Annotated in this window: 23 protein-coding genes; 11 read left to right on the forward strand and 12 right to left on the reverse strand. The window is 69.0% G+C overall.

The features are described 5' to 3' along the window. The first annotated feature begins 7 nt into the window (after positions 1–7). Together rpsR and rplI are read left to right on the forward strand one after the other, a co-directional pair. The gene (gene rpsR, locus LUX31_RS22905; RefSeq protein ID WP_006381652.1) at positions 8–244 is read left to right on the forward strand and encodes a 30S ribosomal protein S18; all 237 of its coding nucleotides are present in this window, start codon (positions 8–10) and stop codon (positions 242–244) included. 18 nt (positions 245–262) lie between these two features. Beyond that, the gene (gene rplI, locus LUX31_RS22910) at positions 263–709 is read left to right on the forward strand and encodes a 50S ribosomal protein L9 (RefSeq protein WP_006381650.1); all 447 of its coding nucleotides are present in this window, start codon (positions 263–265) and stop codon (positions 707–709) included. A 221-nt stretch (positions 710–930) separates the two neighbouring features. Here the strand turns inward: rplI and LUX31_RS22915 are convergent, their stop codons facing one another. Next, positions 931–2,268 carry an MATE family efflux transporter gene (locus LUX31_RS22915; protein ID WP_235476847.1) on the reverse strand — a complete coding sequence of 446 codons (1,338 nt, stop codon included), beginning with the start codon at positions 2,266–2,268 and terminating at the stop codon, positions 931–933. Between the two features lie 460 nt (positions 2,269–2,728). Here LUX31_RS22915 and dnaB point away from each other — a divergent pair, with 460 nt between their 5' ends. Beyond that, positions 2,729–4,204, forward strand: a complete 1,476-nt coding sequence (gene dnaB / locus LUX31_RS22920) for a replicative DNA helicase (RefSeq protein WP_235476848.1) — start codon at positions 2,729–2,731, stop codon at positions 4,202–4,204. Between the two features lie 73 nt (positions 4,205–4,277). Then, a complete protein-coding gene (locus LUX31_RS22925; RefSeq protein WP_235476849.1) occupies positions 4,278–5,663 on the forward strand; it encodes a serine hydrolase domain-containing protein in 1,386 nt (461 codons plus the stop codon). A 53-nt stretch (positions 5,664–5,716) separates the two neighbouring features. On the opposite strand, the gene LUX31_RS22930 is transcribed toward LUX31_RS22925, so the two are convergent. Together LUX31_RS22930 and LUX31_RS22935 are read right to left on the reverse strand one after the other, a co-directional pair. Further along, a complete protein-coding gene (locus LUX31_RS22930; RefSeq protein ID WP_235476850.1) occupies positions 5,717–6,169 on the reverse strand; it encodes a GNAT family N-acetyltransferase in 453 nt (150 codons plus the stop codon). Positions 6,170–6,215: 46 nt separating this feature from the next. Continuing rightward, entirely contained in the window at positions 6,216–7,082 is an 867-nt protein-coding gene (locus LUX31_RS22935) for a GNAT family N-acetyltransferase (protein WP_235476851.1), read from the reverse strand. Between the two features lie 162 nt (positions 7,083–7,244). Between LUX31_RS22935 and LUX31_RS22940 the strand changes: the two genes are divergently transcribed. Together LUX31_RS22940 and LUX31_RS22945 are read left to right on the forward strand one after the other, a co-directional pair. Beyond that, complete coding sequence (locus LUX31_RS22940) at positions 7,245–7,784, forward strand: HAD family hydrolase (protein WP_235476852.1); 540 nt, start codon at positions 7,245–7,247, stop codon at positions 7,782–7,784. A gap of 414 nt (positions 7,785–8,198) precedes the next feature. Beyond that, positions 8,199–9,857, forward strand: coding sequence for a globin domain-containing protein (locus tag LUX31_RS22945; protein ID WP_235476853.1), 1,659 nt, complete (start codon positions 8,199–8,201; stop codon positions 9,855–9,857). A 15-nt stretch (positions 9,858–9,872) separates the two neighbouring features. Here the strand turns inward: LUX31_RS22945 and LUX31_RS22950 are convergent, their stop codons facing one another. The 5 genes from LUX31_RS22950 to LUX31_RS22970 all read right to left on the reverse strand — a co-directional run bounded on the left by LUX31_RS22950 (position 9,873) and on the right by LUX31_RS22970 (position 13,688). Beyond that, complete coding sequence (locus LUX31_RS22950; RefSeq protein WP_235476854.1) at positions 9,873–10,355, reverse strand: NUDIX domain-containing protein; 483 nt, start codon at positions 10,353–10,355, stop codon at positions 9,873–9,875. A 157-nt stretch (positions 10,356–10,512) separates the two neighbouring features. Continuing rightward, a complete protein-coding gene (locus LUX31_RS22955; RefSeq protein WP_235476855.1) occupies positions 10,513–11,418 on the reverse strand; it encodes a LysR family transcriptional regulator in 906 nt (301 codons plus the stop codon). A gap of 207 nt (positions 11,419–11,625) precedes the next feature. Further along, entirely contained in the window at positions 11,626–12,813 is a 1,188-nt protein-coding gene (locus LUX31_RS22960; RefSeq protein WP_235476856.1) for a cystathionine gamma-lyase, read from the reverse strand. Continuing rightward, complete coding sequence (locus LUX31_RS22965) at positions 12,810–13,301, reverse strand: low molecular weight protein-tyrosine-phosphatase (RefSeq protein WP_235476857.1); 492 nt, start codon at positions 13,299–13,301, stop codon at positions 12,810–12,812. The genes LUX31_RS22960 and LUX31_RS22965 overlap by 4 nt, the downstream gene beginning before the upstream one ends. A 9-nt stretch (positions 13,302–13,310) precedes the next feature. Then, positions 13,311–13,688, reverse strand: coding sequence for a phage holin family protein (locus LUX31_RS22970; RefSeq protein ID WP_235476858.1), 378 nt, complete (start codon positions 13,686–13,688; stop codon positions 13,311–13,313). A gap of 48 nt (positions 13,689–13,736) precedes the next feature. On the opposite strand from LUX31_RS22970, the gene LUX31_RS22975 reads away from it, so the two are divergent. The 4 genes from LUX31_RS22975 (at position 13,737) to LUX31_RS22990 (ending at position 16,130) form a co-directional block, all read left to right on the forward strand. Then, positions 13,737–14,054: a cupin domain-containing protein gene (locus tag LUX31_RS22975; protein WP_235476859.1), complete on the forward strand. Its 318-nt coding sequence runs from the start codon at positions 13,737–13,739 to the stop codon at positions 14,052–14,054. 172 nt (positions 14,055–14,226) lie between these two features. Beyond that, positions 14,227–14,439, forward strand: coding sequence for a DUF5326 family protein (locus LUX31_RS22980; protein ID WP_006373816.1), 213 nt, complete (start codon positions 14,227–14,229; stop codon positions 14,437–14,439). A 215-nt stretch (positions 14,440–14,654) separates the two neighbouring features. Then, complete coding sequence (locus LUX31_RS22985) at positions 14,655–15,593, forward strand: IclR family transcriptional regulator (protein WP_235476860.1); 939 nt, start codon at positions 14,655–14,657, stop codon at positions 15,591–15,593. 99 nt (positions 15,594–15,692) lie between these two features. Then, positions 15,693–16,130: an SsgA family sporulation/cell division regulator gene (locus LUX31_RS22990; protein ID WP_235476861.1), complete on the forward strand. Its 438-nt coding sequence runs from the start codon at positions 15,693–15,695 to the stop codon at positions 16,128–16,130. 78 nt (positions 16,131–16,208) lie between these two features. Here LUX31_RS22990 and LUX31_RS22995 read toward each other — a convergent pair whose 3' ends face one another. Continuing rightward, a complete protein-coding gene (locus LUX31_RS22995; RefSeq protein ID WP_235476862.1) occupies positions 16,209–17,831 on the reverse strand; it encodes a YibE/F family protein in 1,623 nt (540 codons plus the stop codon). Between the two features lie 616 nt (positions 17,832–18,447). Here LUX31_RS22995 and thiC point away from each other — a divergent pair. Next, positions 18,448–20,250, forward strand: a complete 1,803-nt coding sequence (gene thiC, locus LUX31_RS23000; protein ID WP_235476863.1) for a phosphomethylpyrimidine synthase ThiC — start codon at positions 18,448–18,450, stop codon at positions 20,248–20,250. A 92-nt stretch (positions 20,251–20,342) separates the two neighbouring features. On the opposite strand, the gene LUX31_RS23005 is transcribed toward thiC, so the two are convergent. From LUX31_RS23005 to LUX31_RS23015, 3 genes are all read right to left on the reverse strand, one after another. Then, positions 20,343–21,215: a hypothetical protein gene (locus LUX31_RS23005; protein ID WP_235476864.1), complete on the reverse strand. Its 873-nt coding sequence runs from the start codon at positions 21,213–21,215 to the stop codon at positions 20,343–20,345. Positions 21,216–21,420: 205 nt separating this feature from the next. Further along, positions 21,421–22,554 carry a metallophosphoesterase gene (locus tag LUX31_RS23010; protein WP_268828183.1) on the reverse strand — a complete coding sequence of 378 codons (1,134 nt, stop codon included), beginning with the start codon at positions 22,552–22,554 and terminating at the stop codon, positions 21,421–21,423. Between the two features lie 398 nt (positions 22,555–22,952). Beyond that, positions 22,953–24,065 (reverse strand): LacI family DNA-binding transcriptional regulator, encoded by a 1,113-nt coding sequence (locus LUX31_RS23015; protein WP_235476866.1) that lies wholly within the window; start codon positions 24,063–24,065, stop codon positions 22,953–22,955. Positions 24,066–24,275 lie beyond the last annotated feature (210 nt).

Below are 24,275 nucleotides of genomic sequence, written 5' to 3' on the forward strand. Positions count from 1 at the left end.
AAACACCATGGCGAAGCCGCCTGTGCGCAAGCCTAAGAAGAAGGTCTGCGCTTTCTGCAAGGACAAGGTCCAGTACGTGGACTACAAGGACACGAACATGCTGCGGAAGTTCATTTCCGACCGCGGCAAGATCCGTGCCCGCCGCGTGACCGGCAACTGCACGCAGCACCAGCGTGACGTCGCCACGGCCGTCAAGAACAGCCGTGAGATGGCGCTGCTGCCCTACACGTCCACCGCGCGATAAGGGAAGGGTGACCGACTAATGAAGATCATCCTGACCCACGAGGTCTCTGGCCTCGGTGCCGCGGGCGACGTCGTCGACGTCAAGGACGGCTACGCTCGCAACTACCTGATCCCGCGGAACTTCGCGATCCGCTGGACCAAGGGTGGCGAGAAGGACGTCGAGCAGATTCGTCGCGCTCGCAAGATCCACGAGATCCAGACCATCGAGCAGGCCAACGACATCAAGGCCCGCCTCGAAGGCGTCAAGGTCCGTCTGGCCGTCCGCTCCGGCGACGCCGGTCGTCTCTTCGGTTCCGTCACCCCGGCCGACATCGCCACGGCGATCAAGGCTTCCGGTGGCCCCGAGGTCGACAAGCGCCGCATCGAGCTGGGCTCCCCGATCAAGACGCTCGGCGCCCACGAGACGTCGGTGCGCCTGCACCCCGAGGTTGCCGCCAAGGTCAACATCGAGGTCGTCGCTGCCTAAGGGCTGCGCTCGCTGAAGCAGTTGTGGGGCCGCATCCTCAGGGGTGCGGCCCTTCTGCGTGCCTTGGTTCGGTGGTGCTCTGGTTCGGTGGTGCTCTGGTTGTGGGGAGCCGAGCACGCCGATGTTTCACGTGAAACGGCAGGAAGCTGGTCGATGTTTCACGTGAAACAAGTGGAGACGGGGCAGAGCGCGGTTCGACGCGCTCGGCGCTTTCCGTGATGTCAGCGGGTCGCGCCCGTGACCATCCAGCGGCCCGAGCGGGCTCGCAACCACAGGGTCAGCATGCGGACGGCCATCATGAGCGTCATCGCTCCCCAGACGGCGGTGAGGCTGCCGCCGAGAGTCGGCACGAGCAGGGCCACCGGTGTGAAGGCAGCGAGTGTGACCAGCATCGCCCGGGCCAGATAGGGACCGTCGCCCGCGCCCATCAGTACGCCGTCGAGGACGTAGACGATCCCGCAGATCGGTTGTGCCAGCGCGACCACGAGCAGGGCCGGCAATGCGGCGTCCTTGACCACGGAGTCACTGGTGAACAGCGGCAGGAACAGCGAACGGCTGACGATGACCAGCAGACCGAGGACGACTCCCGTGGCGATGCCCCACTCGACCATGCGGCGGGAGGCTTCGCGGGCACCCTGGGTGTCGTTCGCGCCGAGGTATCGCCCGATGATGGCCTGCCCTGCGATGGCGATCGCGTCGAGCGCGAAGGCGAGCAGGCTCCACAAGGACAGAATGATCTGGTGTGCGGCGACGTCCGCGTCCCCGAGCCGCGCGGCGACGGCCGTGGCGATCATCAGGATCGCCCGCAGGGACAGCGTGCGGACAAGGAGGGGTGCGCCCGCCTGGGCGGAGGCCCGTATCCCCTTGGTGTCGGGGCGCAGTGAGGCGCCGTGCCGCCGGGCACCGCGGACGACGACCGTGAGATAGGCCGCTGCCATGCCCCACTGCGCGATGACGGTGCCCCAGGCGGAACCGGCGATGCCGAGGTCCGCGCCGTAGACGAGGCCTGCGTTCAGGGCGGCGTTGGCGACGAAGCCTGCGATGGCCACGTACAGCGGGGTTCGGGTGTCCTGGAGGCCGCGCAGAACGCCGGTGGATGCGAGGACGACGAGCATGGCCGGGATGCCGAGCGCTGAGATCCGCAGATAGGTGACCGCGTACGGGGCCGCGGTGTCCGAGGCGCCGAAGAGGTCCACGAGTGCGGGTGCCGAGGGCAGGACGACAGCGATGACGGTGGCGCCGAGCAGTAGAGCGAGCCAGATGCCATCCACGCCCTGGCGGATGGCGGCTTGGAGATCGCCCGCGCCGATGCGTCGGGCGACGGCGGCCGTAGTGGCGTACGCGAGGAAGACGAAGACGCTGACGGCTGTGGTGAGGAGGGCGGAGGCGATGCCGAGTCCGGCGAGTTGGGCTGTGCCGAGATGGCCGATGATCGCGCTGTCGGCCATGACGAAGAGAGGCTCGGCGACGAGTGCGCCGAAGGCGGGGACGGCCAGTGCGACGATCTCTCGGTCGTGCCGGCGCCGGGTCGCCCTGGGTGCAGCTGGAGCCTGTGTCATGACCACCAATCTAATCTTCCACAGGTAAGAGATGCAATGCGGTTGTGACTATTACCTCTCCTCCTGGGGCGTGCGCTGCCGCGTGCCGTTCGCGGAGATCTTGGCCCAATGGGGAAACTTTTTCTTCTGCACAGCCGGTGGATGGGAAACGTGCTGGTCAGGAGCGGTTTGTTGGAAGTCGCGAAAGCTTGTTCACAGGGCTGTCCACCGGGTCGTGCACAGGTTTTGCCGAGTTCTCCACAGCATCCGGGCCGTCGTCCACATGGCCTGTGGATAACCAGATTGGCTGACGGTGCCGACGGGCCTACGGTGGTGCGGCGCCCGCTCCCTTCCCTCGGCCTCGGAAACGCCACAAAACCGACGCGCCGGAACCGGAGTTGGGCCTCTTATTTGTCAGTGCCGTGCCGTAGAACAGAGAGGCACGGCGAGGTCCGCTCGGCGGACGGGAGGAGGTGGCTCGGTGAGTATTTCCGAGCCCTTGGACGACCCGTGGGCCGACAGCGGTCCCAATGATCGTCTGCCCGCCTCCCGGCAGCGCCGCGAAGGGGGCCGAGGCCGCGACGAACAGCACGACCGAGGCCGCGAGAACGGCGCGTGGGAGAGCGAGGGCACGTCCTTCGAGCGGGTACCACCGCAGGACCTCGACGCCGAACAGTCCGTCCTCGGCGGCATGCTCCTGTCCAAGGACGCGATCGCCGACGTCGTCGAGGTCCTCAAGGGCCATGACTTCTACCGGCCCGCGCACGAGATCGTCTACGGGGCGATCCTCGACCTCTACGCGAAGGGCGAGCCGGCCGACCCCATCACGGTCGCGGCCGAACTCACCAGACGCGGCGAGATCACCAAGGTCGGCGGCGCACCCTATCTGCACGCTCTGGTCCAGACGGTGCCGACAGCGGCCAACGCCGAGTACTACGCGGAGATCGTGCACGAACGCGCGGTCCTACGGCGTCTGGTCGAGGCCGGAACCCGCATCACCCAGATGGGATACGCGGCCGACGGGGATGTCGACGAGATCGTCAACAGCGCCCAGGCGGAGATCTACGCGGTCACCGAGCAGCGCACCACCGAGGACTATCTGCCGCTCGGCGACATCATGGAGGGCGCGCTCGACGAGATCGAGGCGATCGGCTCGCGCTCGGGGGAGATGACCGGTGTGCCCACCGGGTTCACCGACCTCGACCAGCTCACCAACGGTCTGCACCCCGGACAGATGATCATCATCGCGGCTCGTCCCGCCATGGGTAAGTCGACGCTGGCGCTGGACTTCGCCCGAGCCTGTTCGATCAAGCACAACATGCCGAGCGTGATCTTCTCCCTCGAAATGGGCCGCAACGAGATCGCCATGCGTCTGCTGTCCGCCGAGGCGCGCGTGGCCCTCCACCACATGCGCTCCGGCACGCTGACCGACGACGACTGGACCCGGCTCGCCCGCCGGATGCCGGACGTCTCGGCCGCGCCGCTGTACATCGACGACTCCCCGAACCTGTCGATGATGGAGATCCGTGCCAAGTGCCGCCGCCTCAAGCAGCGCGCCGACCTGAAGCTCGTGGTCATCGACTACCTCCAGCTGATGCAGTCCGGCGGCAAGCGTTCCGAGAGCCGCCAGCAGGAGGTCTCCGACATGTCGCGAAACCTGAAGCTCCTGGCCAAGGAGCTGGAGCTCCCGGTGATCGCGCTCTCGCAGCTGAACCGTGGCCCCGAGCAGCGCACGGACAAGAAGCCCATGGTCTCCGACCTGCGTGAGTCCGGCTCGATCGAGCAGGACGCGGACATGGTGATCCTGCTGCACCGCGAGGACGCGTACGAGAAGGAGTCACCGCGCGCGGGCGAGGCGGACATCATCGTCGGCAAGCACCGAAACGGCCCGACGGCGACGATCACGGTCGCCTTCCAGGGCCACTATTCGCGGTTCGTGGACATGGCCCAGACGTAGGGCCGGTGCAGGGGGCCCGCGACAAGGGGCAAATGCGCTCGACGCAGCGCGGCCCGGCCGATGGACTTGCCCCATGACAACACCTCAGAACGAACTTCTTCCCAGCACGCGGCGCGCTTTGCTGCACCGGATCGCTGTTGCCCAGAGTGAGGGGCGGGCGCCGTCGTTGGTCGCGGCGATGGTGCGGGGCGGGGAGACGGTGTGGACGGGGGCGCGCAGCTCGGTGGACGGCCAGGTGCCCGACGCCGACGTGCAGTACCGGATCGGTTCGATCACCAAGACCTTCACCGCCGTACTGGTGATGAGGCTGCGCGACGAGGGGCTGCTCGATCTCATCGACCCGCTTGAGAAGCATCTGCCGGGTACCGGTGCGGGGGAGGCCACCATCGCCGAACTGCTCGCGCACACCGGTGGGTTGGCGGCCGAGTCGCCCGCTCCCTGGTGGGAACGGACGCCCGGATCGCTGCGCCCAGAGCTGGCCGACGTCCTCGGGGAGCGGCCGTTCCTGCATCCCGTGGGCCGGCGCCACCACTACTCGAACCCCGGATACAGCCTGCTCGGCGCGCTGGTCGAGGAGTTGCGCGGTGCTCCGTGGGAGGACGTGCTGCGGCGTGAGGTGCTCGAACCCCTGGGGCTGGAGCGGACCAGCGGGCAGCCGCAGGCACCTCACGCAGGCGGGTGGGCGGTGCATCCCTGGGCCGATGTACTGCTGCCGGAGCCGATCGAGGACCTCGGGCGGATGGCGCCGGCCGGTCAGCTCTGGTCCACCGCAGGGGACTTGGCGCGCTTCGCCGTCTTCCTCGCCGAGGGAGACGACCGGGTGCTGAGTGCCGCGTCCGTTGCGGAGATGCGTACGCCGGCTGCTCCGCCCGAGGAAGCGGACGTGGCCGCAGGTTCGGCGTACGGCCTCGGCATGCAGGTCCAGTACCGGGACGGCCGGATGCTGGTGGGGCACGGCGGATCGCTGCCCGGCTTCCTGGCGAGCCTCACCATCGGCGTGGCGGACGACCTCGCGGCTGTCGTTCTGGCCAACTGCACCTCCGGCCTGCTGACATCCGCAGTCGCCGCCGACCTCGTAAAGATCGTCGCGGAGGCCGAGCCGCGGATTCCCGAGCCGTGGCGACCGTTGCCCGAAGTCGACAGCTCCGTACTGGAGTTGACGGGCCAGTGGTACTGGGGGACCACCCCGTATGCCCTGCGACTGTCGGTCGACGGGGGCGTCTCGCTGGGGCCCTTGACCGGCATCGGCCGCCGCTCGCGCTTCAGGGCGAACGGCGACGGCACCTGGACGGGCCTCGACGGCTACTTCGCCGGAGAGCTTCTGCGGGCCGTACGGCGGCCGAACGGGACCGTGGACCACCTGGACCTCGGGTCGTTCGTCTTCGTGCGTCAGCCGTACGAGGAAGGGGCTTCTGTGCCGGGTGGGGTGGATCCGGAGGGGTGGCGCGGGATCAGTTAGGCGCCGGCCACGGGAAAGCGTCATGTTTCACGTGAAACATGACGCTTTCCCGGTCAGAGCTGGAGTTTGAAGCCCACATGCGAAGGCGTGAAGCCGAGCCGCTCGTAGAAGCGATGGGCTTCTGTACGAGTGACGTCCGACGTCAGCTGGACCAACTGGCAGTTCTCGCGGCGTGATGTGTCGATCGCCCACTCGATGAGCTGCGTGCCCAGGCCGCTGCCGCGTTCGGCGGCGTGGACACGCACACCCTCGATGATCGACCGGGTCGAGCCCTTGCGGGACAGCCCGGGCATGATCGTGAGCTGCAGCGTGCCGACCACCTGACCCTCGCGGACCGCGACGACCAGGTGCTGGTTCGGGTCTGCGGCGAGACGGTCCAGCGCGGTGTAGTACGGGGTCAGGTCGTCCGGCGATTCGCGCCGCGCGCCCAGCGGGTCGTCGGCGAGCATGCCGACGACCGCGGGAATGTCCTCCGCCGTCACGGGCCGTATCTCAAGATCTCCCATGGCCGCAGCCTATGTACTTGGGCAGGTCCCCGTCTCGCCGCGGTCCTCAGCCCGCCGCCACCGTCAGTGGCGCGAACCGTCGCGTCCAGTCGCCCGGCAGTTCAGAGATCCCGTACGTCATCACCGCGTTGAAGCTCAGGGGCGTCAGCCCGCGTTCCTTCACCCACGCCAGCAGTTCCTCGTGTCGTACGTCGATGTCCGTTCGCAGCGGGCGGTCGGTGCGGGCGGCGAGTGAGGCGAGGAGTGCCTTCGCCGTCGCCGTGTCGCGGGCGATCAGCGGGCCGACGACCTGGGTGTCCGTGGTGGGCCAGGCCGCCGCGTAGCCGATGATCCGGCCGTTCTCCTCGGCGACGCGCAACTGGTCGGCGAAGGCGGGCAGCCGGGTGATGATGTGGGTGCGGTCGGTACCGAACACCTCCTCGTCCAGCCGGATGATCCTGGCGAGATCCTCGGCCGTGGCCGCGCGGGTGCCGACCTCTGACTCCGGCCCGTGCGGTGCGAAGCGCCCGCACACCATCTCGGCCTTCCCGGTCACCTTGAAGCCGAGTTCCTCATAGAGCGGACGGCCGTACGGGGTCGCGTGCAGCGTCAGTGGAGTGGTGCCCATCGCGGCGATGACGTACTGCATCAGCCGCCGTCCGATGCCCTGACGGGCGTGCCGCTCGGCGACCAGCACCATGCCGATGGCGCCCAAGTCGGGGTTTCCGTACGGCCCGTACTCGGTGACGACACATGCGGCGACCAGCCCGCCGCCGGGGTCGTCGATGCCGTAGCCCTTCCCGGCTGTGAGGAGGAGGCCCCACTTGTGCTCTTCGCGGGGCCAGCCCCGATTCTCGGACAGGTCGGCGCAGGCGGTGAGATCGCGGTGCGTCAGACGACGGATGGGCAGATCAGCGGGGGAAGGAGTCGGCACGCAGGTCAGGCTGTCCGACCGGCGCCCCTCACGTCCACCTGTTTGCGGTCGGACGCACGTTCTTTTGGCCATGTCGTGCCGGTCCGTACAGCGCGTGGACAGATGTTTCACGTGAAACGCTGAGCATCGGTCATCGGGCGACAGGCTCTAGCCTCGGCACACATGACGCGACTGCATCTCTTCGACCTCGACGGAACGCTGCTGCATGGCTCGGCCGCCCCCGTAGAGATATCCCGGCAACTGGGGCTGGACCGCGAAATAGCCGAGTTGGAGCGGGACTTCGCGATGCGACGCGTCGAGCCCGCGGAGTACGCCCGCCGTGTACGTCTCCTGTGGGCGGAGCTGACCGAGGCGCGTGTCGACGCGGCCTTCGTGGGAGCGCCGTGGCTCCTGCGGATCAGGGAGACCTGGGCCGAGATCAGGGACCGAGGGGAGTACTGCGCGGTCGTCTCTCTGTCGCCCTCGTTCTTCGTCGAACGGCTGACGGGGCGCGCACGCGGCGCACGGCTCTGCGAGCGGTTCGGTCTGACCCGGGCCGACTGTGTCGCGTACGGCGATTCGCTCTCCGACGCGGAACTCTTCGGGGCGGTGCCGGTCTCTGTCGCGGTGAACGCGGACCGTCATCTGGCGGGCCTCGCGACGCACACGTACGCGGGGCGGGATTTGTGGGATGCCTATGAATTGATGTGCGGCGCCCGGTAATTGAGGGAATTCATGGTTCGCCCCTTGCTCTTTCGTGGTGAAGAAGGGCGGGACTTGTGCGCGCGGCGACGCCCGGTATGGTCGACTCCGGTTCATGTCCGCGTCGGGGCGCGTATCCCGCACATGCGGCAGGAGCAGGGCAATGCAGCCTAACGGGACGGAGAGATCGAAGACTCGCATTTCCGGTTACACGGTGGAGGCGTTCGTCCATGGTGGGACGCTGCGGTGAGAGCACTGCGGCGATTGTCACACTCTGGCCTTACTTGTCTGTACGGGACGGTAATCCGGGTTGAATATGGCCGCGTTGGACAGAGGCCGAACGGGGAAAAGCAAGCCGTCAGCGGGGGAACGCGGGCACATTCCGACCGAGGAAGTGCGCAGACCGACCGAAAGATGTTCGAGGCGAGGCAGACCATGGACGCTCCGACCACCACGTCCGCCGACAACGGCACTTCCGGCGGCAGCGGCGGGGGCGGCTGGTTCAAGCCGCGCAAGCAGCCGGAGGCGCCCCCGGGCGGCGAGCAGGAGGCGCCGGAAGGCAGTCGGCTGGCCGCGCTGCGTCCCGTGGGCAGGCCCGGTACAGGCGGCTCCCCGAGCCCCGCACCGGACGACAGCGCCCGTCCAGCCGTGACCGAGCCCGTGCCGGAGCAGGAACGAATACCCGCGCCGTCGACCCCCGAGCCCTCGGCGGGCCCTCTGACTCCCGCGCCCCTGCCTCCCCTGCCCCTCGCCCCCGCGGCACCGCTTCCCGCGCCCTTCGCTCCCGTGCCCCCGGCCACCGAAGCCCCGAAGCCCCCGCCCTTCGCCCCACGGCCCCAGGCATCAGTACCCCCAGCATCAGTACCCCCGGCCTCCGATACGCCGGCTCCCGCACCCGAGCCCGCTCCCCCCGCGGCCCCCGCCCGTCCCCGTCTGGAGCCGGTCCCCGTGGCCACCACTTCCGAGCCCCGCCGGGAGGCGTCCTCGGACGCGGTGCTTATCCGGCGGACCATGGCCGTGGTCGGTCCTGTCGCCGACAAGACCACCTCGTACTTCTACGCGCTCCTCTTCGTCCGTCATCCCGAACTGCGCTCGCTGTTCCCGGCCGCGATGGACACCCAGCGGGACCGGCTGCTCAAGGCGCTGCTCACCGCCGCCAAGCACATCGACAACACCGAGGTCCTCGTCGCGTATCTGCAGAACCTCGGCCGGGGCCACCGCAAGTACGGCACCCGGCCCGAGCACTACCCGGCGGTCGGTGAGTGCCTCATAGGCTCGTTGAGCCGGTACGCAGCCGAGATCTGGAACCCGGAGACCGAGGCGGCCTGGGTACGGGCCTACACGACGATGTCGCAGGTGATGATCGACGCGGCGGCCGTCGACGAACTGCGCGCTCCTGCCTGGTGGTACGGGGAGGTGGTCTCGCACGACCTCCGGACCCCGGACATAGCTGTTCTCACCGTCCGGCCCGACCAGCCGTACCCGTTCCTCGCCGGGCAGTACACGAGCCTGGAGACGCCCTGGTGGCCCCGCATCTGGCGGCACTACTCCTTCGCCTCGGCGCCCCGCTCCGACGGTCTGCTGTCCTTCCACGTGAAGGCGGTGCCCGCGGGCTGGGTCTCCAACGCGCTGGTGCACCGGGCCCGGCCCGGCGACATCGTCCGGCTCGGCCCGCCCGCCGGCACGATGACCGTCGACCACACCACCAACAGCGGCCTGCTCTGTCTGGGCGGGGGTACCGGCATCGCTCCCATCAAGGCACTGGTCGAGGACGTCGCCGAACACGGTGACCGGCGGCGGGTCGAGGTGTTCTACGGCGCCCGTACGGATGTCGACCTGTACGACATCGACACCATGCTGCGCCTCCAGCAGAACCACCCGTGGCTCGCCGTGCGCGCGGTCATCGACGCGCAGGCGCATCTCCAGCTCCCCGACGCCGTAAGGGAGTACGGGCCCTGGTACGAGTACGACGCCTATCTGTCGGGCCCGCCCGGGATGATCCGCAGCGGTGTGGAGGCCCTGCGTCGCGCCGGTTTCCCCGCGGACCGGATCCGCCACGACTCGGTGGAGGAACTGGTCGTCACCGGGAACTGACCCGCGTGCGTGCTGTCAGCCCAGATCGGGCGCGTGCATCGCTCGTACGCCCTCGATGTTCCCGTCCAGATAGTGGCGCAGCGACAGCGGCACGAGGTGGACGGAGGCGATGCCGACCCGGGTGAAGGGGATACGGACGATCTCGTACTCGCCGCAGGGCTCGTCGACTTCGGGGCCGTGGCGCAGCGAGGGGTTCATGGACTCCAGCCGGCAGACGAAGAAGTGCTGCACCTTCACGCCCGTGGCGCCGCCGTCCGCGCCGATGTGCTCGACGGTGTCCACGAAGCAGGGCACCACGTCGGTGATCTTGGCGCCCAGCTCTTCGTGCACTTCACGGTGCAGGGCGTCGACGACGGTCGTGTCGTCCGGTTCGACCCCGCCGCCCGGAGTGAGCCAGTAGGGATCGACCCCCGGCTTGGTCCGTTTGATGAGGATCAGGTCATTGCCATCGAGCAGGATGGCGCGTGCGGTGCGCTTGACCACGGGTCGGACGGTCATGGGAGGAATGTGGCCCGGCTGGTTCCACGTGAAACATGTCGGTTCCCCATGGAGCGTTCTCGGCTGCGCAAAGGTGCTGGACTCTCACGAACGAAATGCCTGTTTCACGTGAAACATCGCAGAGGTCCGCAGAAGGATCACCGGGATTCATGAGGGCTCAGCTCCAGTCGGCGGCCGCGCGCTGGAGCCACTCGTGCGCCCGCGCGATATGGGGCATCGCCAGTGTGCCGGTGCGGACCACCAGGAAGTACGTCCGCAGTGGGGGCACCGCCGGATCGAGCAGAGCGACCACCTCGCCGCGCTCCAGCGCGGGCGCGCACAGATAGCGGGGCAGTACCGCGAGCCCCGCGCCCGCGGCGGCGCACGTGAGCACCGCGCGCAGGTCGGGCACGATGACGGTGCCCGAGGCCGCCGGGCGGGAGTCGAAGACGGAGGCCCAGTAGCGGGAGATGAAGGGCAGCGACTCGTGGACCTCCACCACAGGGAGGTTCTCCAGGACGGAGGCCCCCTTGCGGCGCAGCTTCCCGGGGCCGAAGTGGCAGGCCCAGCGCGGCGCTGCGACCAGGATGTGCTCCTCGTCGCAGAGCGCAGTCGCTGTGAGCAGGGAGCCGCGCGGACGGGCCGTACTGATGGCCAGATCGTGATGCCCGGCGGATAGCCCCTCCAGGGTTTCCTCGGCATTGCCGAACGAGACCCGCAGCGCGAAGCCCTGGCCGTCGTCCCCGGTCAGTTCCGTGAGGGCGGGAAGCGCGCGCTCCGCGGTGAACTCCGGCGGCCCGGCCAGATGCAGTGTGCGTACGGAGGAGTCCTCGTCGAGCCCGGTCTCGGTGATCTCCACGAGCGCGTCGAGGTGCGGGGCAGCCTTGTGCGCGAGTTCGTCGCCGATGGTCGTGGGGGTCACTCCACGGGCCTGACGGAGGAACAGAGGGCGCCCCAGCTGTCGCTCCAGGGTGCGGATCTGCGAGGTGACGGCAGGCTGCGAGAGGCCCAGCAGAGCGGCGGCACGGGTGAAGGAGCCGGCGCGGTGGACGGTCACGAAGGTGCGCAGCAAGGCCAGGTCCATGCCGCGCCCTCCCCTTCTCTGCCCACGTCCCGGCCCCCGGCCGCGCCCAACTATAAATAAGTCGATAGGTCTCTGTCGCTACAGTGATTGGACACTGACACAGAGTCAACTAGCCTTGCTTGCGCGGTTCTTCGCGCGCGGAACCGCGGCGGTCCGAGCCACGAGGGGGGAGGCTCGGACCGCCGTCGGGCGGAGCGGAACGCCTCTTCACCCCGTGCCGAGTGGTCGGTCCGCCGACTCCTCCAGCGCACGCAGCACATCCGCCACCAGGTCCTCCGGGTCCTCGGCGCCGACCGAGAAGCGGACGAAGCCCTCGGGCACGGCGTCCCCGCCCCACCGGCCGCGCCGCTCGGCCGTGGACCGTACCCCGCCGAAGCTCGTCGCGTCGTCCACGAGCCGCAGCGCGCCGAGAAAACGGTCGGCACGCGCGCGCGTGGGCAGCACGAAGGAAACCACACACCCATAGCGCCGCATCTGCCGCGAAGCGATCTTGTACGAGGGGTCCTCCGGAAGCCCCGGATAGCGCAGCCCGGTCACCTCGGGCCGCTCGCGCAGGGCCTCGGCGAGGACCAGCGCCGTGGCGTCCTGCCGGTCGACGCGCAAGGGGAGCGTGGCGATCGACCGGTGCGCGAGCCAGGCCTCCATGGGCCCGGGAATCGCCCCGACGATCTTGCGCCACCGCCGTACGGCGGCCATCGCGGAGGCGTCCGCCCCGGTGACGTAGCCGAGGAGCACGTCGCCGTGCCCGGTGAGCTGCTTGGTTCCGCTGGCCACGGAGAAGTCGGCACCGAGTTCCAGCGGGCGCTGGCCGAGCGGTGTCGCCAGGGTGTTGTCGACGGCCACGAGACAGCCATGCGCGTGTGCCGCCTCGGCGAGCCGTCGTACGTCGCACACGTCGAGTCCGGGGTTCGACGGGGTCTCGATCCACAGCAGGCGCGCGCCGTCGAGAACGTCGAGCTGAGCGTCGCCGCCCGTTGCGGCGGTGCGCACCTCGATGCCGTACGCCTCCAGTTGGGCTCGCACCAGGGGCAGTGCCTGGTAGCCGTCGTCGGGCAGGACGACGGTGTCCCCGGTGCGCAGCTGGGAGAAGAGCACCGACGACACGGCGGCCATGCCGGAGGCGAAGACGAGCGTCTCGACGCCCTCCTGCCCCGGAGCCTCCAGCTCGCCGATGGCGCGCTCCAGCAGCGTCCAGGTCGGGTTCTCGTCGCGACCGTAGGTGTAGGGGCCGGTGGGGGCACCCGGCAGGTGGTAGTGGGCCGCGAACACCGGACCGGGGAGGGCCGGTTCGTACTTGACCGGCTCGGGCAGCCCCGCCCGCACCGCGCGCGTGCCGTCACCCGTACCCGGGTTCGCGCGTACGCCCGAATCCTCGTCCGCAGCAGGATCGTTCATGCCGCCCGTCCCTCCACTTGCGCCTGTACCGCGGTGAGCAGGCCAGCACTCGCCGCCTCCACCATCTCAAGGCACTCCTCGAAACCGTCCATACCCCCGTAGTACGGGTCCGGGACGTCGAGATCGGCGCCCGCCGCCGGATCGTAGGAGCGCAGCAGGCGTACCTTCGCCGCGTCCTCAGGGGTGGGTGCGAGGCGGCGCAGCGCCTTCAGGTGGCCCGCGTCGAGGGCGATGACGAGGTCGAGGCGGGCGAACCACGCGGCCTGGAACTGACGGGCCGCGTGGTCGCCTTCGTAGCCGGCCGCCGCCAGCACGGAGACCGTGCGCGGGTCCGCGCCGTCGCCCTCGTGCCAGCCGCCGGTACCGGCGCTGTCGGCCTCGATCAGGTATGCCAGCCCGGCCTCCTCCACGCGCGCGCGGAAGACGGACTCTGCCATCGGGGAGCGGCATATGTTGCCGGTGCAGACGAAGCAGACGCGGTAGGTCATCGGGCGTCCTCAGTCCTCGTCGGGCAGGACGATGTGCAGCGCCCAGGAGACGATCGAGATGATCAGGCCGCCCAGGACGGCCGTCCAGAAGCCATCCACATGGAAGCTCAGATCGAACTTGTCGGCCAGCCATGAAGTGAGCAGCAGCATCAGGGCGTTGACCACCAGGGTGATCAGGCCGAGCGTGAGGATGAACAGCGGGAAGGTGAGCACCTGCAGGATCGGCTTGACCAGGAAGTTCACCAGGCCGAACAGGAGCGCGACGACAAGCAGTGTGCCGATCTTCTTGCCCGTGTTGTCACCGGTCAGGGTGATCTTGTCCAGCACCCACACGGCCACGCCGAGAGCACCCGCGTTGGCGATCGTCTTGACTACGAAATTCTTCATGTGTCTGATCGTGGCAGACGAGATCGGTTACGAGCGTGGGCGAGGGCGATGAAGGCATTCCGGTTGGATGAACTGGAGGCGGAACGTGCCGCCAACGACGGCGCCTACCTGCAGTTCCTGCACGAACGGAACATGTCGGTCGGCCTGTACGCACTGGACGCGGGCGAGCACGACCCGCAGCAGCCCCACAGTCAGGACGAGGTGTACTTCGTGGTGAGCGGGCGCGCCGCGATCACGGTCGGCATGGAGACGACCCAGGTGGCGCGTGGCAGCGTCGTGTACGTGCCGGCCGGGGTGGCCCACAAGTTCCACCACATCAGCGAGGACCTGCGGGTCATGGTGATCTTCTCTCCGCCCGAGAGGTGACCCGCAGCCTCAGGGTTCCCTAGGGGTTCGATCAGGGGAGGACAAGGGATGCGAGGCCCCCGCCCGGCCCCCTCCGCCCCTAGCATCGAAGGCGGAACATCGAATGTCCCGGCACGAGCGAAGGGCACAGGCCCCGGCGGATGCGACGGGCGGAGAAGTAAGGAAAAGGGCGATGCGAGAGATCTTCGCGGGAATGCCGTGGTGGGTGAAGTGGGTCGCGGTGCCGGTCATCGCCCTCGTCGTGTTCGGCGGTCTCATAGCGACCGTCGTCGGCTTCGTCATCGGCCTGCTCTTCAAGGCGCTGGTCTTCGTCGCCCTGGTCGGTGGACTCATCTACGTCGTACGGAAGTTCATGTCGAGTTCGTCGTCGCGCAGCGACTGGTGACCGCCGAGGGGTGATGGGCGTACGGGAGCGGGGCGGCGCGGGCGTCGGTAACAGGATTCGCCGGTTCCCTCGGGCGGGGGAAGTTTCCCGTACGGGCCGTCTGCGCGCGGTGACAGGCGGTTAGAGTCCGGAATTCGACGCGGGGACGGCCCCCGCGGACGGCGCATCCCCTCCTTCCGTGTCTCTCCGCACGGGCAGCCCCCTCGCCTTCGAGAGTGACCCTCGTCATGGTCGACACCGCACCCGCGGCACCACAGGCTCCACCCGTACAGCGCCGGCCCGAGCAGCGGGCCGCGCCCTCCCCGGGGACGCGCGTCCGGCCCACCGAGAGACCCGCGCCCGCACCCGTGCCCGCGCTCGTACCGGCACCTGTCCCCGTGCTCGTGCCGCCCGCCGAACCGCACCCCACGGCGACCCTGATCGGCTCCGTGCAGCGGGCGATGCGACTACTGGAGTCCGTCGCCGCACATGAACACGGCGCTCCCGCCAAGCAGCTGGCCCGCGAGACCGGTCTCGCCCTCCCGACCGCCTACCACCTGCTGCGGACGCTCGTCTTCGAAGGCTATCTGCGGCGCGAGAAAGGGCTGTTCTTCCTCGGCGAGGCGGCCGAGCAGTTGGGCAGCAGCGGTGCGCAGCAAAAGCGGCGCAGCACGGTGGTGGACGCACTCGCGCACTGGCGGGACGCGATCGGCGTGCCCGTGTACTACGCGGTGTACCGCGACGGCGAGGTCGACGTCATGTGCGTCTCCGACACCCCCGCCAACCCGGCGGTCGAGGAGTGGGCGGACTTCCGTGAAACCGGGCACGCACACGCCGTCGGGCAGTGCCTGCTCTCGCAGTTGGACGAGCAGGACCGCCGCGACCATCTCGAACGTCACCCCGTGCAGGCGGTCACCCCCTACACGGTGCGTGACAGCCACGCGCTGCTCCGCCGCCTCGACCGGATGCGGCGGATGGAAGTGGTCGTGGAGCGGCAGGAGTACGCGCTGGGGACGGTCTGCGCGGCGATTCCGATCACCATCGGATCCACGGCCGCAACTTTGGCCATTTCTCTACCTTCCAGCCAGGCTGATCGACTGCTAATCGCGGCACAGCAGTTGCAAACAGAGGTCGGAAGACTGCTCGGGTCGCTTGCGATCTCTATCAGCATCTGAAAACTCACTCCTTGTGATTCACCGTGTACTTTCAGCAAGATGCGAGCAGTATCAGAGCGATGATTCCAGGCCAGTTCACGGCAAGTGACGGGGTAGGCGATGCGCGAGTCGGTGCAGGCAGAAGTCATGATGAGCTTTCTTGTCTCGGAGGAGCTCTCCTTCCGCATTCCGGTGGAGCTGCGCTACGAGACCTGTGATCCCTATGCCGTCCGGCTGACCTTCCATTTGCCTGGCGACGCCCCTGTGACCTGGGCCTTCGGGCGCGAGCTGCTGATCGACGGCGTGGGGCGGCCGTGTGGGGACGGAGATGTGCGGATCTCGCCCGCCGACGCGGATGTCCTGGGCGAGGTGCTGATCCGGCTTCAGGTCGGCGGCGACCAGGCGCTGTTCCGCTCCGGTGCGGCGCCGCTGGTGGCGTTCCTCGACCGTACGGACAAGCTTGTGCCGTTGGGGCAGGAGCGTTCCCTCGCCGACTTCGACGCCCACCTCGACGAGGCGCTGGTCCGCATCCTGGCGGAGGAACAGAGCGCCGGCTGAGCGGATCGGCAACGGAGCCCCCGGCGGTGACGTAACGCTTCTCCTCCTCGCCGGGAGGAGAAGCGTGCCCGGCCTCCGTCAGTGCTTGCGGCGACGGCCCTTCCCGGCGCGGGCCGGGGCCGACTGGGCCGCCGCCTCTGCTCCCGCTCCCGCCCCTGCCGCCGCAGGAGTTCCGGGCCCGGCCCCCGTTGCCGCTCCCGCAGCCGGAGACGCCGTGCCCGGGCGGTCGGCCGAGACCATCAGGGCCGCCAGGAGCGTGGTCACCGGCACGGACGCCACCAGGCCGATCGAGCCCACCAGGGTCCGTACGATCTCCTCCGCGACGAGTTCGCTGTTGGCGACCGTCCCGACGCTGCTCTGCGCGATCGAGAAGAGCAGCAGCAGCGGCAACGCGGCGCCCGCGTAGGCGAGGACGAGGGTGTTGACGACGGACGCGATGTGGTCGCGGCCGATGCGGATGCCTGCGCGATACAGCCCGCGCCACCCCATCGTCGGATTGGCCGCGTGGAGCTCCCAGACCGCCGATGTCTGCGTCACCGTCACATCGTCGAGGACACCGAGCGAACCGATGATGACGCCCGCGAGCAGCAGGCCGCTCATGTCGATGGACGGATACAGGCCATGGATCAGGCCCGTGTTGTCGTCCGTGTTGCCGGTGAGCGCGGCCCAGTCGATGAACCCCGAGCCGAGGACGCCGATCAGCACCAGCGAGATCAGGGTGCCGAGCACCGCCACGGACGTACGGGCCGAGAGGCCGTGGCACATGTAGAGCGCGATCAGCATGATGGCGCTGGCGCCGATGACCGCCACGACCAGCGGATTCGAGCCCTGGAGAATCGCCGGCAGGATGAAGAAGGTCAGCACCATGAAGCTGACGGCCAGTGCGACCAGCGCCATCACACCGCGCATACGGCCGACGACCACGACGGCGAGCGCGAAGATGCCGGCCAGCAGGGCCATGGGGAGCCTGCGGTTCACGTCGGTGACCGAGTACTGCAGGTCCTTCGGTGCGGAGGGCTCGTAGGCGACCACGACCTTCTCGCCCTGGTGCAACTGCCGTGACTGGTCCGGCTGGACGATCTCCGTGAACGTACGGCCCTTGTCGTCACCGGTGTCGACCCGGATCGTCGCCCTCTTGCAGTCGCCGGTCGCCTGCTGCTGGGCGGAGGAGCCCTCGGCGGTGGACGTGTCGCCGGTCGGGGTGTCCCCCGAGGCGTTGACGGACTTGCAGTCCACCGCGACGACCTTGGTGACCGTCGCCTCCTGGGTCTGCCGGTCGAAGCCGACGCCGGTGCGCTCGTGCGCGGGGGCGCCTCCGGGCCACAGCACCGCGAGCCCGACCACGACCGCCGCGGCGAAGGGGATCAGGATCGCGCCGATGATCTTCCGTAGATGGATGGAGACAGGGGCGGCCGGGCCATGGCTGTGACTGTGGCCGTGCGAGGAACCGTGCTTGTCGTCGGGTCCGTGGGAGTCGTCGGACCCGGGTCTGTGCCCGCCCCCGTGCTCGCCACCCGGTCCGGCGCCGTGCCCGCCACCTTCTCCAGGGCTATGGCCACCGCCGGAGTTGCCGCCAGGCCCGCCATCGTGACCGTCACCGGGACCATGCCCGTGCCCATGGCCGGCGCCGTGTCCCGGGCCGGAGTCGTGATCGTGCCCGCCGCCTGCCCCGGGGGCAGGACCTCGCCCGCCACCGGACATGGGAAGGGGGCTGAACTGACCGGTCTCGGGCCCCTCGGCTCCGTACCCGGGGCCTGGGCCTTGGCCGCCCGGGCCCGTTCGGCGGCCTTGGCCCGCTCCCGATCCGGGCGCGTAGCCGCGATCGATCCGCTGACCGGGCCCGTGTCCGGGACCGCCACTCGGTCCGGTCGCTCCGCCGGCGTCGCTGCCCGTTCCTGCTCTGGTTCCGGGCGCACCACCGGGTCCACCGGGGCCGTCGCCCAGCCGGAATCTGCGCTGCGGACCGGTGTTGTCGCCATTTCCGCTGCCCGGCCCGGAGGCGCGCCCGGCACCGCTTCCGCGCGGTGGCTCGGAGGGCGGGTACGGGGGTCCTTGCGTCGTGGTCACCGCCCGATCATCGCAAGAACGACAGGGGCCCTCTGTTCACCTCGCCCAAATTGACGCTAGCGTGGAGGCACCTTTGCACACGCGGGAGCTCGGAGCACCGGGCTGAGAGGGCGCTGACCTCCGTCTTTGCGATGTTTCACGTGGAACATGTGGAACGAGTGATGTTTCACATGAAACATCGGCAGACGGAAGCCGCTGCGTCGACCGCTGAACCTGTTACCGGGTAATGCCGGCGTAGGGAGTAGGTCTCATGACCATCAAGGACGTACGCACGCCTGCCTCCAGCCAGGACGAACAGCCCACCCAGGGCGAACAGTCCCAGGAGGCCGGGAAGTCCATCGGCTGGCACAAGGGGTATGTCGGCGGCTCGCGCCCCGACCTGCGGGTGCCGGTCCGTCAGGTGCACCTCACCAATGGGAAGTCGGTCACGCTGTACGACACCTCGGGCCCGTACACCGACCCGCTGGTCGACACCGACGTTCGCAGGGGGCTGGCGCCGCTGCGCGACAACTGGATCATCGCTCGTGGTGACACCGAGGAGTACGCGGGCCGTCCTGTCCGTCCGGAGGACGACGGGATCAAGCACACCTCGCCGCGCGGTGGGCTCAGGAACCTTGACGCGGTGTTCCCGGGAAGGCCCCGGCAGCCGCGCCGGAGCCGGACCGGACAGGCGGTGACGCAACTCGCGTACGCCCGCCGAGGGGAGATCACGCCCGAGATGGAGTTCGTGGCCGTGCGGGAGCACGTCGACCCCGAGGTGGTCCGCGAGGAGATCGCCGCCGGGCGTGCCGTACTGCCCGCCAACGTCAACCACCCGGAGATCGAGCCGATGATCATCGGCAAGCGGTTCCTGGTGAAGGTCAACGCCAACATCGGCAACTCCGCGGTCACCTCCTCCATCGAGGAGGAGGTCGAGAAGATGACCTGGGCGACGCGCTGGGGCGCCGACACGGTCATGGACCTGTCGACCGGCCGCAACATCCACACCACCCGTGAATGGGTGCTGCGCAACTCCCCCGTTCCGATCGGCACGGTGCCGCTCTACCAGGCGCTGGAGAAGGTGGACGGCAGGGCCGAGGAACTGACCTGGGAGATCTACAAGGACACGGTCGTCGAACAGGCCGAGCAGGGCGTCGACTACATGACGGTGCACGCGGGCGTCCGCCTGGCGTACGTACCGCTCACCGCGAACCGTAAGACGGGCATCGTCTCGCGCGGCGGTTCGATCATGGCGGCGTGGTGCCTGGCGCACCACAAGGAGTCGTTCCTGTACGCGAACTTCGAAGAACTGTGCGAGATCCTCGCCGCGTACGACGTCACGTACTCGCTCGGCGACGGCCTGCGGCCCGGCTCGATCGCGGACGCCAACGACCAGGCACAATTCGCGGAGTTGCGGACACTCGGGGAACTCAACACGATCGCGAAGCGTTTCCATGTACAGACGATGATCGAAGGCCCGGGACACGTCCCGATGCACAAGATCAAGGAGAACATCGACCTACAGCAGGAGATCTGTGATGAAGCTCCGTTCTATACGCTCGGCCCGCTGACGACAGACGTCGCGCCTGCGTACGACCACATCACTTCCGGCATCGGTGCCGCGATGATCGCCTGGTGGGGCACGGCCATGCTCTGCTATGTCACGCCCAAGGAGCACTTGGGCCTGCCCAATCGTGACGACGTCAAGACCGGCGTCATCACCTACAAGATCGCCGCCCACGCAGCCGACCTCGCCAAGGGGCACCCAGGTGCACAGGAATGGGATGACGCGCTCTCCGACGCCCGCTTCGAGTTCCGGTGGGAGGACCAGTTCAACCTGGCCCTGGACCCGGACACGGCACGCGAGTTCCACGACGAGACCCTCCCGGCCGAGCCCGCCAAGACGGCCCACTTCTGCTCGATGTGCGGGCCGAAGTTCTGCAGCATGAAGATCTCGCACGACATCCGCCGAGAACACGGCAGTACACCGGTGGAGATCGAGCAGGGCATGGCGCAGAAGTCGAAGGAGTTCGCGGCCGCGGGCAACCGGGTCTATCTGCCGATCGCGGACTGACACCGGCAAGGGGGCTGTGCGGAAGCCCAGGTGGTCAGGCGGCTTCGCTGCCGCCCGCTCCACCTGAGTCCTGCGTGCGGACCACCGGTCGGTCACTCCGGCGGGTGGTCCGGGCCTCCGAAGTCCGGGCTGGTGAAGTCCGGGCTAGAGAAGCGGGGGCGGTGGCTCGTCGTGGGGCCGCCCTCGGGGCTGCTGAAGCCGGGCCGGTTGTAGCCGAGGTTCGGCATTCGGCCGGTGGTGGGTTCCGGGGCCGGTTTGCGGTTCATGGCCGCCGTACCGGGGTCGGCGAGGGCCTCGCGGAGGAACGGCAGGATGCCGCGCTCCAGCAGGGCCTCGCGCCAGGCTTCCCTGGCCTGGGCCACCTCCCCGGTCAGTTCGCCGTACGCCCCGGCCTCCTCCTGGTCCGGGCTGTTGCGCAGGGCGGTGAGCAGCAGGCCGACCGCCGCGACGAGTATCGCTGCCGCGGTCACCGCACCGAACACCCATCCGGTGGTGAGCATGGTCTGGGCGAACGCCGGCTCGGGGTCGAGCATCTTGAGGATGTAGCCCACGAGCAGGAAGATCGCCGCGGCCGTGCCCGCGAGGACGGGAGCCAGGACCGCGACGACGGCGACGGCGCCCGCCCCGGCGGTCTCGGCGGTGACCTCGCCCATGCCGGTGGCGAACCCCATGGCGCTCGGGCCCGGCTCGGTGGAGCCGGTGCCGCGGACGGACGGGTTGGACGGCGCCGGGTGGCGCAGTTCGTCGCGGACCTTCACGTAGTGCTGGTATTCGGCCGCCGCGGCGACCGTGATGAGCGCCGTGGCGTTCAGTGCCATGGTGCGCAGTTGTTCGGGGTTCAGCCGCTGACCGACGGCGGCCAGTTCCGGGCGGTGTGGGGCGGAGCGCAGCGCCTCATCGAGGATCCGCTCGTATTCCTGGCGGTCCTCGTTCAGCAGGTGCTGCGGAACGCTGTTCATGTGCATCCCCCGATGCTCCGTAGGGCTTGGGGCTCGGCATGCTGACGAGCCGTCGGGCAGAAACGGAGGGGAGCCTGCTACGGATAAGCCGATGGTAGAGCGGCGACGGCGCGCGGTGACAGGGGGTTTGAAGAAATTGCCGTGTGACTGTCCCCCGCCCGATGCGGTTCACCGCCGGGGGACGCCTGCCCCAGGAACGCCCGGATATCCGTCAGAGATCCAGCGGAAGTTCCTGGACCAGCAGTTTTCCGGCCATGGTCACGCCGCCGTCCATCGCGATGGCGAGTCCGTCGGCGTAGACATGCGGATGTTCGATGTTCGGACCGGAACTGTCCTCACCGTCGTCCTCGGTGCCGACTTCGCCCACCAGATAGGGGATGGGGCTGTGGCCGTGAACGATGCGGGTGCCGCCGTACGTATCGAGAAGGGAGCGTACGGCCTCGGCACCGCCCTCGTCGCGGAAGGAGAAGCGCTTGGTGAACTTGCGGAACAGATCCCACACCTCGTCCGCGTCGTTGCGCGTGATCGTCTCGCGGACGGTGTCGTTGACCGCCTCGATCGAGTCACCGTAGTCGAGGTAGGCGGTGGTGTCCGAGTGCACGAGCAGATGGCCGTCGACCTCCTCGATCGCGTCGAGGCGGGCCATCCACTGGAGATGGTGGTCCTGCAGCCGGTCCATGTCGGTCTTCTGGCCGCCGTTGAGCAGCCAGGCCGCCTGGAAGGTGGCCGTGCCCGCGCCCGAGTTGACGGGGGTGTCACCGAACCGCTTGGCGCCGAGGAGCAGCAGCTCGTGGTTGCCCATGAGGGCCTTGCAGTAGCCGCCGGCCGCGGCCGCCTCGGCGGACAGCCGCATCACCAGGTCGATGACGCCGATGCCGTCCGGGCCGCGGTCGGTGAAGTCGCCGAGGAACCAGAGCCGGGCGGTGCCCGCGGACCAGTTGCACTCGCTGTCGATCAGGCCCTGCTCCTGGAGTGCGCCCACCAGTTCGTCGAGGTAGCCGTGGACGTCCCCGACGACGAACAGGGGTCCCGGGCCGTCGGCGGCCAGGTCGGCGGGGTCGACGGTCACCTGAAGCGTGTCACCGCGGTTGATGACGGGCAGGTCGCGCTGGGTCGGCGTGTACCCGTCGGGATACTCGTCCAGATCCGCCAGGGTCTGCACGCCCTCCGCGGTCTCCTGGACCTCGGTGTCGGCCGTCCCGGCTGGGATGTCGCCGGGGGCCGTGCCGTCGGCGTACGGACCGGTCTCATGGACGTACGCGGGCACCCGGAAGTCGCGCAACGTCGCCGTCCGCGTCACCTCGGGTCCCTGACCGGCCCCCTGAGTCATCGACCCCTCCACCATCGCGCCGCATCTGCACCGCATCGGACTGCCTGGTCGCAGCGGCCCGCGGTGTCGTGGGCCCATCATAGGAATGCGGATCGCGCCATGTGATGACCCAGGGGTGGTGAATCGGCGAAGGAGCCCAGTTCACCGCGGCTTTCGCCCCGATTCGGAGGGGCTTTCCCGTACGGGACCGCCTTGGACTCCCCTGCTTCGTACTTTGCTCCACCCCTTGGACACCGACGCTTCGTACGATCATGACACCGGCGCCCGTGAACTGTCCCGAGGCCGGTGTCCGCGTTCCTGAACGGGGCCGGGCTCCCGATTCCCCTACGGGGCCGACCCCTCGTACGGCCCCGCTCCCCGGGAGCCCGCCCCGGACAAGCCCACGTTCCCCGCCCCTCGTCACCGCGCCCGGATCAGCCTTCCTCGGGCGACCGCGGCGGACTGACCGTCGTACGCGGCGGACGGCGCTGCGAGGACGTCCGCACGATCAGTTCCGTCGGTATCACCTGCTCGACCGGCAGGTCCGAATCGACGTTCTCGATGGCGTCGATCAGGAGCTGGACCACCGCCGTGCCGATCCGGCGCGGCTTCAGGGAGAGCGTGGTGATCGGCGGCTCGGTGTTGGCGTACACCGTGGACTCGCTGCAGCAGACCAGCAGCAGGTCGTCCGGGACGCGCAGGCCGTAGCGGCGGGCCGCGGCGAGCAGGTCGGTGCCGTTCGGGTCGAAGAGGCCGTAGACGGCGTCCGGACGGTCCGGACGGGCCAGCAGCCGGTCGGCGGCCACGGCTCCCGCGCACGGGTCGTGCGCCGGGTAGGACTCGTACACCGGGTCCTGGCCGACTCGCTCGCACCAGTGCAGGTACGCCGTGGTGGAGAGGTGGGTGTAGGTGTCGGTGGAGGTCCCCGTCAGGAGGCCGATGCGGCGGGCGCCGGCGGCGGCCAGGTGGTCGAGGATGCCCAGGACGGCAGCCTCGTGGTCGTTGTCGACCCACGCGGTGACCGGGAGCGTGCCGGCCGGGCGGCCGTCGGAGACGACCGGCAGGCCCTGCCGGACGAGTTCGCTGACCACCGGGTCGTGGTCGGACGGGTCGATGACGACCGTGCCGTCCAGGGCGACGTTCGACCACACGTCGTGGCGCGAGGTCGCGGGGAGGATGACCAGGGCGTAGCCCCGGGCGAGCGCGGCCGAGGTGGCGGCTCTGGCCATCTCCGCGAAGTACGCGAACTCGGTGAAGGTGAAAGGTTCATCCCCGTACGTCGTCACGGTCAGGCCGATCAGTCCTGACTTGCCGGTACGGAGGGTTCGGGCCGCGGCCGACGGGCGATAGCCCAGCCGGTCCGCGACCTCACGGACATGGCGTCGGGTGGCGTCCGGGAGCCGGCCCTTTCCGTTGAGGGCGTCGGAGACGGTCGTGATCGAGACCCCGGCGGCGGCGGCCACGTCTCTGATGCCTGCCCGTCCCGGCCGATTGCCTCGTCGGGTTGTCTCCGCGCGGCTCACCTGGTGCTTCCCTGCTGCTGTCATGGCGAGCCGATAGTAGGGCTCATGCGGTGGGGTAGTGCGGACGCATATGCAGCCGTTGACAGGCACGTTTCTGCATGGTCAAAGCTCATCAACTGCCTTAGAAAGAAAGTCAGTTGAACGATATTACTGCCCTACGTGACTTGTCCGCGCGCATAGGCCTGCCAAGTGACCGATGTTTCGAAGAGGTCTCAACTCACCTCTACGAGGGAT

The organism is Streptomyces sp. GQFP (assembly GCF_021545335.1).
In the GTDB taxonomy this organism is placed as follows: domain Bacteria; phylum Actinomycetota; class Actinomycetes; order Streptomycetales; family Streptomycetaceae; genus Streptomyces.

Bases quoted from the DNA above. Each gene is read 5' to 3' on its own strand.
- rpsR (WP_006381652.1), top strand. From the start codon at position 8: ATGGCGAAGCCGCCTGTGCGCAAGCCTAAGAAGAAGGTCTGCGCTTTC.
- rplI (WP_006381650.1), top strand. From the start codon at position 263: ATGAAGATCATCCTGACCCACGAGGTCTCTGGCCTCGGTGCCGCGGGC.
- LUX31_RS22915 (WP_235476847.1), bottom strand. From the start codon at position 2,268: ATGACACAGGCTCCAGCTGCACCCAGGGCGACCCGGCGCCGGCACGAC.
- LUX31_RS22925 (WP_235476849.1), top strand. From the start codon at position 4,278: ATGACAACACCTCAGAACGAACTTCTTCCCAGCACGCGGCGCGCTTTG.
- LUX31_RS22930 (WP_235476850.1), bottom strand. From the start codon at position 6,169: ATGGGAGATCTTGAGATACGGCCCGTGACGGCGGAGGACATTCCCGCG.
- LUX31_RS22940 (WP_235476852.1), top strand. From the start codon at position 7,245: ATGACGCGACTGCATCTCTTCGACCTCGACGGAACGCTGCTGCATGGC.
- LUX31_RS22945 (WP_235476853.1), top strand. From the start codon at position 8,199: ATGGACGCTCCGACCACCACGTCCGCCGACAACGGCACTTCCGGCGGC.
- LUX31_RS22950 (WP_235476854.1), bottom strand. From the start codon at position 10,355: ATGACCGTCCGACCCGTGGTCAAGCGCACCGCACGCGCCATCCTGCTC.
- LUX31_RS22955 (WP_235476855.1), bottom strand. From the start codon at position 11,418: ATGGACCTGGCCTTGCTGCGCACCTTCGTGACCGTCCACCGCGCCGGC.
- LUX31_RS22960 (WP_235476856.1), bottom strand. From the start codon at position 12,813: ATGAACGATCCTGCTGCGGACGAGGATTCGGGCGTACGCGCGAACCCG.
- LUX31_RS22965 (WP_235476857.1), bottom strand. From the start codon at position 13,301: ATGACCTACCGCGTCTGCTTCGTCTGCACCGGCAACATATGCCGCTCC.
- LUX31_RS22970 (WP_235476858.1), bottom strand. From the start codon at position 13,688: ATGAAGAATTTCGTAGTCAAGACGATCGCCAACGCGGGTGCTCTCGGC.
- LUX31_RS22975 (WP_235476859.1), top strand. From the start codon at position 13,737: ATGAAGGCATTCCGGTTGGATGAACTGGAGGCGGAACGTGCCGCCAAC.
- LUX31_RS22980 (WP_006373816.1), top strand. From the start codon at position 14,227: ATGCGAGAGATCTTCGCGGGAATGCCGTGGTGGGTGAAGTGGGTCGCG.
- LUX31_RS22990 (WP_235476861.1), top strand. From the start codon at position 15,693: ATGCGCGAGTCGGTGCAGGCAGAAGTCATGATGAGCTTTCTTGTCTCG.
- LUX31_RS22995 (WP_235476862.1), bottom strand. From the start codon at position 17,831: ATGTCCGGTGGCGGGCGAGGTCCTGCCCCCGGGGCAGGCGGCGGGCAC.
- thiC (WP_235476863.1), top strand. From the start codon at position 18,448: ATGACCATCAAGGACGTACGCACGCCTGCCTCCAGCCAGGACGAACAG.
- LUX31_RS23005 (WP_235476864.1), bottom strand. From the start codon at position 21,215: ATGCACATGAACAGCGTTCCGCAGCACCTGCTGAACGAGGACCGCCAG.
- LUX31_RS23010 (WP_268828183.1), bottom strand. From the start codon at position 22,554: ATGGTGGAGGGGTCGATGACTCAGGGGGCCGGTCAGGGACCCGAGGTG.
- LUX31_RS23015 (WP_235476866.1), bottom strand. From the start codon at position 24,065: ATGACAGCAGCAGGGAAGCACCAGGTGAGCCGCGCGGAGACAACCCGA.